This is a genomic window from Pseudomonas sp. CFSAN084952, from assembly GCF_009648855.1.
Taxonomy (GTDB): domain Bacteria; phylum Pseudomonadota; class Gammaproteobacteria; order Pseudomonadales; family Pseudomonadaceae; genus Aquipseudomonas; species Aquipseudomonas paracarnis.
The window spans coordinates 1,676,770-1,687,343 of the sequence record NZ_CP045767.1 but is presented as its reverse complement, the minus strand read 5'-3'; the positions used below and the strand labels follow the sequence as shown (position 1 = coordinate 1,687,343).

At 58.2% G+C, this 10,574-nt stretch carries 9 protein-coding genes and 1 pseudogene; 3 read left to right on the top strand and 7 right to left on the bottom strand.

All coding sequences use genetic code 11. The features are described from left to right. Positions 1-176: 176 nt before the first annotated feature. The 3 genes and pseudogenes from GH769_RS29380 to GH769_RS07860 all read left to right on the top strand — a co-directional run. Positions 177-290 (top strand): annotated as a pseudogene (locus GH769_RS29380) (outer membrane lipoprotein carrier protein LolA); the annotation flags it as partial. A gap of 26 nt (positions 291-316) precedes the next feature. Then, on the top strand, positions 317-2,128 hold the full coding sequence (locus GH769_RS07865; protein ID WP_019817299.1) for a monovalent cation:proton antiporter-2 (CPA2) family protein: 1,812 nt from the start codon (positions 317-319) through the stop codon (positions 2,126-2,128). A gap of 72 nt (positions 2,129-2,200) precedes the next feature. Next, entirely contained in the window at positions 2,201-2,755 is a 555-nt protein-coding gene (locus GH769_RS07860; RefSeq protein WP_014718107.1) for a hypothetical protein, read from the top strand. A 133-nt stretch (positions 2,756-2,888) separates the two neighbouring features. On the opposite strand, the gene GH769_RS07855 is transcribed toward GH769_RS07860, so the two are convergent. The 7 genes from GH769_RS07855 to GH769_RS07825 all read right to left on the bottom strand — a co-directional run bounded on the left by GH769_RS07855 (position 2,889) and on the right by GH769_RS07825 (position 10,574). Continuing rightward, a complete protein-coding gene (locus GH769_RS07855) occupies positions 2,889-3,605 on the bottom strand; it encodes an alpha/beta hydrolase (RefSeq protein WP_020303169.1) in 717 nt (238 codons plus the stop codon). Positions 3,606-3,615: 10 nt separating this feature from the next. Further along, positions 3,616-4,371: a precorrin-6A synthase (deacetylating) gene (cobF, locus tag GH769_RS07850; RefSeq protein WP_019817301.1), complete on the bottom strand. Its 756-nt coding sequence runs from the start codon at positions 4,369-4,371 to the stop codon at positions 3,616-3,618. Between the two features lie 58 nt (positions 4,372-4,429). Further along, positions 4,430-5,380, bottom strand: coding sequence for a hypothetical protein (locus GH769_RS07845; protein WP_019817302.1), 951 nt, complete (start codon positions 5,378-5,380; stop codon positions 4,430-4,432). Further along, a complete protein-coding gene (locus GH769_RS07840; protein WP_130175625.1) occupies positions 5,377-6,864 on the bottom strand; it encodes an AAA family ATPase in 1,488 nt (495 codons plus the stop codon). Before GH769_RS07840 ends, GH769_RS07845 begins: the two co-directional genes overlap by 4 nt. Before the next feature lie 135 nt (positions 6,865-6,999). Continuing rightward, positions 7,000-7,548, bottom strand: coding sequence for a histidine phosphatase family protein (locus GH769_RS07835; RefSeq protein WP_019817304.1), 549 nt, complete (start codon positions 7,546-7,548; stop codon positions 7,000-7,002). Between the two features lie 143 nt (positions 7,549-7,691). Beyond that, complete coding sequence (locus GH769_RS07830) at positions 7,692-9,011, bottom strand: MFS transporter (RefSeq protein WP_014718103.1); 1,320 nt, start codon at positions 9,009-9,011, stop codon at positions 7,692-7,694. A gap of 33 nt (positions 9,012-9,044) precedes the next feature. Continuing rightward, positions 9,045-10,574, bottom strand: a complete 1,530-nt coding sequence (locus GH769_RS07825; RefSeq protein WP_032903457.1) for a class I adenylate-forming enzyme family protein — start codon at positions 10,572-10,574, stop codon at positions 9,045-9,047.

The window sequence follows — 10,574 nt, the reverse complement described above, 5'->3', positions numbered from 1 at the left end:
GTGACTACTGGTTCAGTTTTTCGAAACGTTAGTAGACCTGCGCGAAAGCCATTGAATTAAATGGTATTAATACTTTCGTAAAACCGGTGTAAGAATGGGATGAGCGCCAACATCCATTGACTGTCGCGTCAAAAATACAAGTTTCCAAATGTGAAAAAGCGCTCTAATAGCGCCCTATCCTCCCCACCGTAGGAGCGAGCCTGCTCGCGAAAATCCTCAACGATGACGCGACAAACCAGACACAACGCGGTGCCCTTGCGTTCTTCGCAAGCAAGCTCGCTCCTACCGTTGATCGATGCAAATGCTGGAGTTCGTAATGCCCCATGAAGGCAATCTGTTACAAGCAGCCGTGGTGTTCCTGTTCGCCGCCGTGCTGACCGTGCCCCTGGCCAAGCGCCTGCAATTGGGCGCGGTGCTTGGCTATCTGTTCGCCGGTGTGATCATCGGCCCGTCAGTACTCGGCCTGATCGGCAACCCGCAAAGCGTGGCGCAGTTCTCTGAACTGGGCGTGGTGCTGTTGCTGTTCATCATCGGCCTGGAGCTGTCGCCCAAACGTTTGTGGGTGATGCGCAAGGCGGTGTTCGGCGTCGGCCTGGCCCAGGTCCTGCTCACCGGCGTGGTGATGGGCGCGGTCGCGCTATGGCTGTTTGGCCAGTCGTGGAACAGCGCCATCGTGCTGGGCCTGGGCCTGGCGCTGTCGTCTACGGCGTTTGGCCTGCAAAGCCTGGCCGAACGCAAGGAACTCAACCAACCCCACGGGCGCCTGGCCTTTGCCATCCTGTTGTTCCAGGACATCGCCGCCATCCCGCTGATCGCCATGGTGCCGTTGCTGGCCGGCAGCGATCATCCGACCACCGAGGCCCAAGGCCTGCAACATGTGCTGCAGATCCTGGGCAGCATCGCCGTGGTGATCATCGGCGGGCGCTACCTGTTGCGCCCGGTGTTTCGCATTGTCGCCAAGACCGGCCTGCGCGAAGTGTCCACCGCCACCGCGTTGCTGGTGGTGATCGGCACCGCCTGGCTGATGGAGTTGGTGGGCGTGTCCATGGCCTTGGGGGCCTTCCTCGCCGGCCTGCTGCTGGCGGATTCGGAATACCGCCACGAACTGGAGTCCCAGATCGAGCCGTTCAAGGGTCTGCTGCTGGGCCTATTTTTTATCAGCGTGGGCATGGGCGCCAACCTCAGTCTGCTGCTCAGCACACCGCTGGTGGTGATCGGCCTGACCCTGCTGCTGATCGGCTTGAAGCTGCCGCTGCTGTACGCCGTCGGGCGGATGGTGGGCGACCTCAACCGCGAAAGCGCTTTACGCCTGGGCGTGGTGCTGGCGGCGGGGGGTGAGTTCGCCTTTGTGGTGTTCAAGATCGGCCGCGACCAGGGCCTGTTCGAACCGCAGTTGTACGACGTGCTGGTGCTCACCATCACGCTGTCCATGGCCGTGACCCCGCTGCTGTTGCTGGTGTGCCCGAAGCTGTTCAAGCCCAAGGTCAAGCCGGTGGAAGTACCCGAGGAATACCGCGCCATCGAAAGCGATGCGCCCCGCGTGGTCATCGCCGGCATGGGCCGTATGGGCCAGATCGTGGCGCGCATCCTGCGCGCGCAGAACATCTCGTTCATCGCCCTCGACACCTCGGTGGAAACCATCGAGCTGACCCGCAGTTTCGGCGGTATGCCGGTGTTCTACGGCGACCCCCAGCGCCCGGAAATCCTCCACGCGGCCAAAGTCGATCAGGCGGAATTCTTCGTGATCGCCATGGACGACCCAGAGATCAACATCAAGACCGCCGAGTTGGTGCGCAACCTCTATCCGCACATGAAGATCATCGCCCGTGCGCGTAACCGCCAGCACGTACACCGCCTGGTGGACCTGGACGCTTCACCGGTGCGCGAAACCTTCTACTCCAGCCTGGAAATGAGCCGCCGTACCCTGGTCGGCCTCGGTTTGAGCCAGGCCCAGGCCGATGCGCGCATCAACCGCTTCAAGACCCACGACCAGCAGGTACTTGCCGCCCAACACGCGGTGTACGACGACGCGGCCAAGGTCATGCAAACCGCCCAGGAAGCCCGTGCGGAACTGGCGCGCCTGTTTGAAATGGACAGGCTTGAGGAAGAGTCTTCCGACAAAGTGTGACGGGGCCGATGAACGAGATTGCGAATTTTCTGACAGAATACGCCGCAATTTCGTTCATCCCCGGAGTGCTTCATGGCCACGTTCACCAAGACCGCAATGCTGCTGGCCCTCGCGCTCACCGCCGGCAGCGTATTCGCTGCTGCCAAGCCCACCACCCAGACCATCTCCACCTTGGGTGGCAAGTTCACCTTCAAACTGCCCAAGGCCTACAGCGCCGACACCCTGCCCTCCGGCACGGCGCAAGACGGCACCGCTGACACCCAAGGCACCCTGTACGCCAACTCGACGACGAAAAGTGTGGTGATCGTCGCCGAAACCGTGCGCAACGATGGGGCAACTATCCAGGATAACGACCCGCAGTTCCTAGACGGCGCCGTGGCCGATTTCGTCAAGGACCAGAGCGCTGCCCTGCCTGACTTCAAGAAACTGGGCGAGAAGAAACTCACCTACAAGGGCCTGGGCCTGCGCCAAGTGGACAGCAGCGCTACCCAAGGTGGTGGCAAGACCTTGAACTCCACATTCCTGGGTGGTTCGGGCAACCATTTGCTGGTGATCCAGGCGATTTCCCGGGCGGATGATGTGAAGGGGCATGCACAGTTGGTGAAGCAGATTACAGGCGGCAAATGACCCTCCTCTTTACAGCCAACACAAAACCCATGTGGGAGCGGGCTTGCCCGCGATAGCGGTGTGTCAGTCACTCATTCTTTTACTGAGCCACCGCTATCGCAGGCAAGCCAGCTCCCACATTTTCAAGCGCATTTCACTTCAGGCTTTTCTCAAGCCAGGCTTTTAAGTCCTGGATTTCCGCTTCGCTGATGGTGTGATTCATCCCCGGGTACTCATGAAACTCCGGCTTGAGCCCCAACCCTGTCAGCACCTTGTTCGCCTGCGTGGCCGAGCTGAAGGGCAGCGCCTGGTCCAAGGTGCCATGGCCGATAAAGATCGCCAGCTTGCCCATGGACGCATCCGGTTTCAGCGCAGACCTGAGCCCCGGTAGCACGCTGCCACTGAGTGCGGCGATACCGCGCACCCACTCGGGTTCACGCAAGGCCACCTCGTAAGACATGATCGCGCCCTGGCTGAACCCCACCAGGAACACCCGATCACTTTGGGTGTGGTACTTGGCGGTGGCCTTGAGCACAAAGTCCTTGATCAGCCGGGCGCTGCTGAACAGTTCATCGGTCTCGCCGTTGTACTCAGGCTCATCGGTCTTGGTAAACCAACGATACCCCTGCGGCTCCACCGGCAGTGGCGCACGCACTGATAGGTAGGTCCAGGTAGACGGTAACGCGTCCTTGATGCCAAATAAATCTTCCTCGTTGCTGCCAAACCCATGCAGGAAGATCACCAGCGGCTGGTTGCGCGCATCGCCCTGGGTCTGTTCCAGGTAGGACAACGGCAAGTCGGTGTGCAAGCCGGTGTCGGCATGAGCGGCGCCGGCCACCAGGGCCAAGGCGAGGGCAAGCTGTTTGAGCATCGGGTTTACCTCAGGGTTTGCGCAGCAAATAGGTGTCCATGATCCAGCCGTTTTCCAGGCGTGCCGCCTTGCGTACCCGTTCGATCTCTTCTGCCACGTGCGCCACTTTACCGCTGATCAGGATCTCGTCCGGCGTGCCCAGGTAGGCGCCCCAGTAAATATCCAGGTCCTGATCCGCTACGCTGCGGTAGGAATCTTCGGCGTCGAGCATCACCACCAGGGTATCGGCATCACTCGCCTGCCCCGCCGCCAGCCGTCGCCCAGTGGTGATTTCGATGGACTTGCCGATACGGTTGAGCGGCACCTTATGCTGCGCCGCCAGGGCCTGCACGCTGGTGATACCGGGGATCACTTCAAACTCGAACACACAGCGGCCACTGGCAAGAATCGCCTGCAAGATACGAATGGTGCTGTCGTACAGCGCCGGGTCGCCCCAGGCCAAAAACGCCCCGACTTCGCCGTCGGCCATTTCTTCGTTGATCATGCGTTCGAAGGTCTGCTGCTTATCGCGGTTGAGGTCTTGCACGGCGGTGGTGTAGTCGATTTCACCACGCACCCGCTCCGGGCAATCGGCCTCGACAAAACGGTAGCCGGGTTCGGTGATGTAGGTGTCGCAGATTTCCCGGCGCAGGTCGATCAGCTTGTCCTTGCTCTGGCCCTTGTCCATCAGGAAGAACACGTCGGTACGGTTCAGCGCCTTCACGGCCTGCATCGTGATGTAGTCAGGGTTGCCGGCGCCAATGCCGATGATCAGGATGCGTTTCATGGGGTGCTCTCAGTACAGGGCGTGAAATGTTGCCATGTTACTGGGTTGCCCTGCTGGGTCAAATCACCTTGAACTGCCGGGCGATGTCAAGTTTGAGCTTACCTGCGATCACATTTTTATAACTGTCGTTCGTTTCATCAAAGCCCAAGGGGTGTTTGTCAGAGAAATTCAACTTTGTCAGTATCTTGGTCAACATCCTATATCTGCCCCCCAGTCTGGAGCGTTTCGCCACTAATAGCGCATCGGGTACACAGACTTGATAACGAGGGACTAAGCGAAAGGTCGCAATTGAATTATCCACTTTCAGGCATGTGCCATTGGTTGCCATCACCTCAATTTCGTAGGACGTACTGTCAGCCTGAAGTCTCAATTTATTCAAGTCTAGCCCCCCGCCCTTATATGCAAGCCTGAAAGATATATTCTCCGCATCCACCAAGGGGTGCAGATGAGGTGTCAAGTCAAACCGGGTAGTGCCTTTCATTTGTGGCCCGTTACACTTTTCGCAGCAGGGGATGAAATTCCCCATGGTTAACGCTAGTAAAGGAAATTCGGCCTGCGGGTAATAATGATCAATATTTGGCCTGTACGCTTTCAACCCATCAGGACTTACATAAGTGTCAATGGGCGTTATATGGCAATAAGGGCAAATTTTCGATCGGATGGATGTACACAATGCATAGGCGTCCCATCTTTTTAACAGGACCACCCTCTCTTTAGCTGAAAACTCCTTATAGCACAGATACTTTTTGAAAAAACCATTCAAATAGTCAATATCAACAACACGGGCAAAAGTCTGACTAAAGGCAACAATCACACCCGGCAGCGCCAACGGGTCACACCCACATATGGCCTCCCTGTGTTTATCCAAGAACTCGACAAGACGATGCTGAGTCATGGCCGGCCCGACGAATCCTTTTAAGGCATCAGTCAGTCCTTGCAGCTTCCATAGCATGAATAATTTGTGCCTGACTGCGATGTCCTCCCACACCCGCGCGATGTTAACAATCATGAATATCGCCTCTCCGGAGCACGATATAACGCTTCCTTGATGCCAATATCGCCAATGCTCTCAAGCAATAATTTATCCAAGGCCGAAGAAATGCCCTGTTCAAGACGCTGATGGAGTGCATTTATCTTTTCCGCCGCAAACTCACCAATGGCAGCAGTCCCAAAAGAGTTCAGGATAATGTCTTCCAATGGAGCTGCAAACGTATTCTGAGGTGTGACCCTGTCATCCAGGTTAGTTACCATGCACGCTGGAAAATCACCTGTTATCACAGGGGAGTGCGTGGCAACCACTACCTGCACAATCTTCATGTCAAACTCCGCTTTCACCCCTGCCAGGAATTTATTCAGCAAGGAAATATAACGGCGCTGCCACTCAAGATGAAGATAGGCATCGCCCTCATCGATAAGCACCATGACGTGCTTTAATTTCTTTCCCGCCATGGTTACAAAACCTTGGCGGAGCAAAAAAAACTGGTCAACCAGGGCCCTTACACCCGAGCTTTGATCTGTCCAACGCACTTCGACTGCAGCGGTCGACATTTTTATCTGCTTGATTTCCTCTGCCGAGCCTATAGCAAATGAATAGGACCGGGGGTGTTTGCGGATATCATCCTTCGCCCCAACCTTTATAAAATTGAGCGTGGCACGATAAGTCATCATCAGCAAATCGAACACTTCCTTATCTTCGTCGTAACGTCCATCGCTGGCGAGTTCAAAAAAATTAAAGAAAAATCGCCCAATACGATCATGATCAGGGATTTTTTTTGCCACCGACGTTAAGGCAGCGAGCATTACTAACTTATTGCTTTTACCACGGGGAAGTTTCGATAGAGCAAAACGCTCCAACCTGAGCACGCAGGTATCAAGCAAACGCTCAATCTGGATGTTCAAACGTTCATTCTCATAGTAATCCGAGCTTACAAACTGGCGCTTTTTTTGAATTTTCGCGTATTCAGATAAAAATGTAATCACCGGCTTGTGCGCCGTTTGAAACCCGGCAAGATTGCTCATGACGACAAGCGCAGGCGCCAACACGGTCTTGAACAGCTCAAATTCATAACATACTTCTGCCCTCAAACTTGCGTTCAATTCCAGATCGCTGGCCACTTGGTAGAACTGCTCGGCTCGCGCAGAATTCTCTACCTTTCCAAACCGAGGAGAAGCATCGACGAATCGGTTACGAAAAGGTAGCCGGCGCCGGTAGGGAACGGGAGAGAAGTAAATTACACCAATACGTTCAAGCTCTTCGTCAGACAGTTTCTCCGAAGATGTTTCGCGATCATCATAAACGGCTCTTCGAGGGGTAGAGACAGGCGATGAAATATACGCTGCCATGTCACACAACAAGGCAGTTTTACCAGAACCGTTATTACCCAGAATCAAACGAATCGTGTCCACATCAAAAAAGCCATTCCATTTCAGGCTCTCTTGATTTTCGAATTCAAATTTATTCGTACCTGTCTTGACCGCAATCAACTTGTTCATCTGCATAGAATCCCTTACGCAGCCCGTCAATCATTAGGGCAATTCAAAAAGTCGTGTGTCGTGGGCCAGACAATGGCACCAACAAGTGATGCCATTTTGCCACATGTCTGTGCCCTGCGGTAAGGCATGCGTACTTCACGCCATTAACCGCAACCGCCAATACCCATTGAACCGCAACTCCACCGACGATAATGGCTCAACATCAATCCGGTAGAACATCAAGACAGGCAACTGCATGACGTACAGCATCGCCGCGCGGATGACGAACGGGTGGGTCACGGCGATGACATGGCCGGGTTGGGTTTCGAGGGATTTAAGCCATTGGCCGACCCGCATGCACAACTGACCCACCGACTCGCCGCCGTGGGCTGCGCTGGTGCTGTCGGTGGCCCAGGTGTTCAAGGTTTCGCTGTCGAGCTGGCCGATAGCCTGGCCTTTCCATATGCCGACATCCAGGTCGCGTAAGGCGGGTTCGACCTGGGCGTTATTGCCGAACAAGCCCGCGGTTTGACGGGCTCTCACTTCAGGGCCGCACACCAGGCGTGCCTGTTGTTTGTAGCGCCCGGCCAGGGACAAGGCCGCGCCCTGCCAGTCCATCGTGACGGACTCGTCATCAGAGAAACGCCCCTGCTTTTGCAGGGGCGTGATGGCGTGGCAGATCAGGGTCAAGCGGGTGGCCGGCATGGCAATTCTCTGTACCTGTAGGAGCGAGGGGGACGCATAGTTCTTGCTCGCGAAAAGCGTCAACGATAACGCGTGCTGCCTGAATAAGCGCGGCGCCTATGAGTTTTTCGCGGGCAAGCTCGCTCCTACGGGGTGTTCGTGCTTCAAGCCAGCGCAGCGCTGGCGGGCACGGCCGTGGAGTGACCGCTGGCGACAAAATCCTCCTTGCGCAACACCACCAACGCCAGCAACGACACCACCCCGGTCGCCACGTAGAAATACCACGGCGAGGTAATGTCGCCTGTCACCTTGATCAGCCAGGTGGAAATCAACGGTGCGCTGCCGCCAAATACCGCCACCGGCACGTTATAGGCCACCGCAATCCCGGTGGAACGAATGCGCGTGGGCAGCAGTTCACTCATCAGCGCATAGGTTGACGACGCGTACAGCCCGAACAAAATCGCCACCGCCATCAACGGCGCGAAGAAGGTCGCCGGGGTGGCGGTGGGGGCGGATTTGAACAGCCAGAACATCGCCAGGGTCGCCAAGGTGCCGATCACCATCAGGAACGGCTTGCGCCCGTATTTATCGGTAAAGGCCCCGCCAAATGGCATCACGAAAGCCGCCGAGAAGCTGGCGACGAACACGTACAGCAAGGTGGTGCCGCTGTCGAACTTGAGGATCTTGGCCATGTAGGTCGAGGCAAAGGTCAGCACCAGGTAGAAAATCGAGCTGTGCAAAGTGATGATAAAGAACACTAGGGCAATCGCACGCTTCCACTGCCAGACCTCGCGCAGCGGCGCCCGCGACGTTTGCCCGGCGCGTTGCAGGGCCAGGAACTCGGGGCTGTCTTCGAGCTTGAGGCGGATGTACATGGAGATAAAGCCCAGGGGCGCGGCGATCAGGAACGGTACGCGCCAGGCCCATTCCTGCATGACCTCGGCGCCCAGCCCCCAGGTCATGCCATTGGCCACGGCGCCACCGAGCAGCAGGCCAAGCACGGCGGTGACCATCAGCCAGCAAGTGGCGAAGCCGCGGCGACCGGGCCCGGCGTATTCAGAGATGAAGCTGGTGACGGTGCCGATTTCGCCGCCCGCCGAGAAGCCCTGTACGCAGCGCACCAGAATCAACAGGATCGGTGCGGCGATGCCCAGGCTGGCGTAGGTCGGCAACAGGCCCAGCATCACCGTGGAGCCGGTCATCATCACCAGCGCCATGATCAGGGTTTTGCGCCGGCCGATCTTGTCCGCCAGCGGGCCAAAGAACAGCCCACCCAGAGGGCGGATAAAGAAGCTCAGTGCAAACGCGGCAAAGCTGGCCAACAGGCTGGTGGTGGGGTCATCGGAGACGAAGAACGCCTGGCCGATATAGACCGCGAGAAAGCCATACACGCCGTAGTCGTACCACTCGATCAAGTGGCCGGAGGTGGCGCCCAGAAACGCACGGCGGCGCTTGCGGACGGTGTCTTGTGCGGGATTGCCCATCGTGGGGACTCCTTGTCTGATTATCGATCCATGTTAAAGCGCGGCGATACTCGCGGTTTGCAGCCAATGCCGCAAGTCGGTCTTGAGAATCTTGCCGTAGCTGTTTTTCGGCAAATCGCTGCGCCACACATATTTTTTCGGCTTTTTGAACGAGGCCATGCGCGCCAGGAACCAGGCCGTCAGCTCGCTTTCGTCCAGCGGCTGGCCGCTGCGCGTCACGACAAAGGCCACCACCGACTCACCCCATTGCGCGTCCGGCTCGCCCACCACGCACACTTCGAACACCTCGGGATGCTGGGCCAGCACTTCCTCGACTTCACGCGGGTACACGTTGCTGCCGCCACTGATGATCACGTCCTTGGAGCGATCCGTCAGGGTCAGGTAGCCGGCCGGGTCGAGGTAGCCGATGTCGCCGGTCAGCAGCCAGCCGTCCACCAGCGTCTGGCGCGTGGCCTGCGGGTTGCGCCAATAGCCTTGCATCACCGTGGCGCCACGCACCGCGATTTCACCGCGCTCGCCGGTGGGCAGTGGCTGGTGCTCGGCATCAAGAATGCGGATCTCGACACAGGCTTGCGCGTGGCCCACCGAGGCGGCCAAGGTGGCCCAGTCGGGACGCTGGCGCTCGGCGATCAAGGCGCGTGGCAAGACGCTGATGGTCATCGGGCTCTCGCCCTGGCCGTAGATCTGCACCAGGCGCGGGCCGAAGGTGTCGACTGCTTCGCGCAGGTCGGCCAGGTACATGGGGCCGCCGCCGTAGACGATGGTCTTGATGCCGGCGCCGTGATAATCCTGGCGCCGCGCCTGCTCGACCATGCGCTTGACCATGGTCGGCGCAGCAAACAACGACACATCGCCCATGTGCTCGGCCAGCCCGAACAGCTCGGCGGCATCGAAGCCATGGGAAGCCGGCACCACATGCCGGGCGCCGCAGCGCACATGGATGAAGTTGTACAGGCCGGCGCCGTGGGACATGGGCGCGGCATACAGCGCCGCATCGTCGGCGTTCACTTGATCGACATCCGTGGCGTAGCACAGCGACATGGCGATCAGGTTGCCGTGGGACAGCATCACGCCCTTGGAGCGCCCGGTGGTGCCGGAGGTGTAGAACAGCCAGGCGAGGTCGTGATCCTGGCGGGGCACCGGCTGCTCCAGGCCGGGCCAACCATGGCTGGGCGGCAGCGGGTGGCCGTCCAGTTCCGTGCAATGCGCGGGCAAATCCCGCGATGAAAATACCTGGCCGCCGTCGGTAAAGATCAACCGCGCCTCGGCATTATCGGTAATCCACGCCGCTTCGCTGGGGTGCAGCTTGGCGTTGATCGGCACCGCCACCCCGCCCATCCACCAGATGGCGTAGAGCAGTTCCAGGTAGTCGCAGCTGTTTTTCATCAGCAGCGCCACCGCGTCTCCCGGCACCAGGCCATGCTGCTCCACCAGGTGCGCGGCGCGTTGGCGCACGTGGGCGGCGAAGGTGGCGTAGTCGGCCACTTGCACGCTGCCGTCGAACAAGGCCGGGCGTTGCGGGGCCCGGCGCTGGGTGTCGTGCAGCCAGTTGGCAATGTTCAT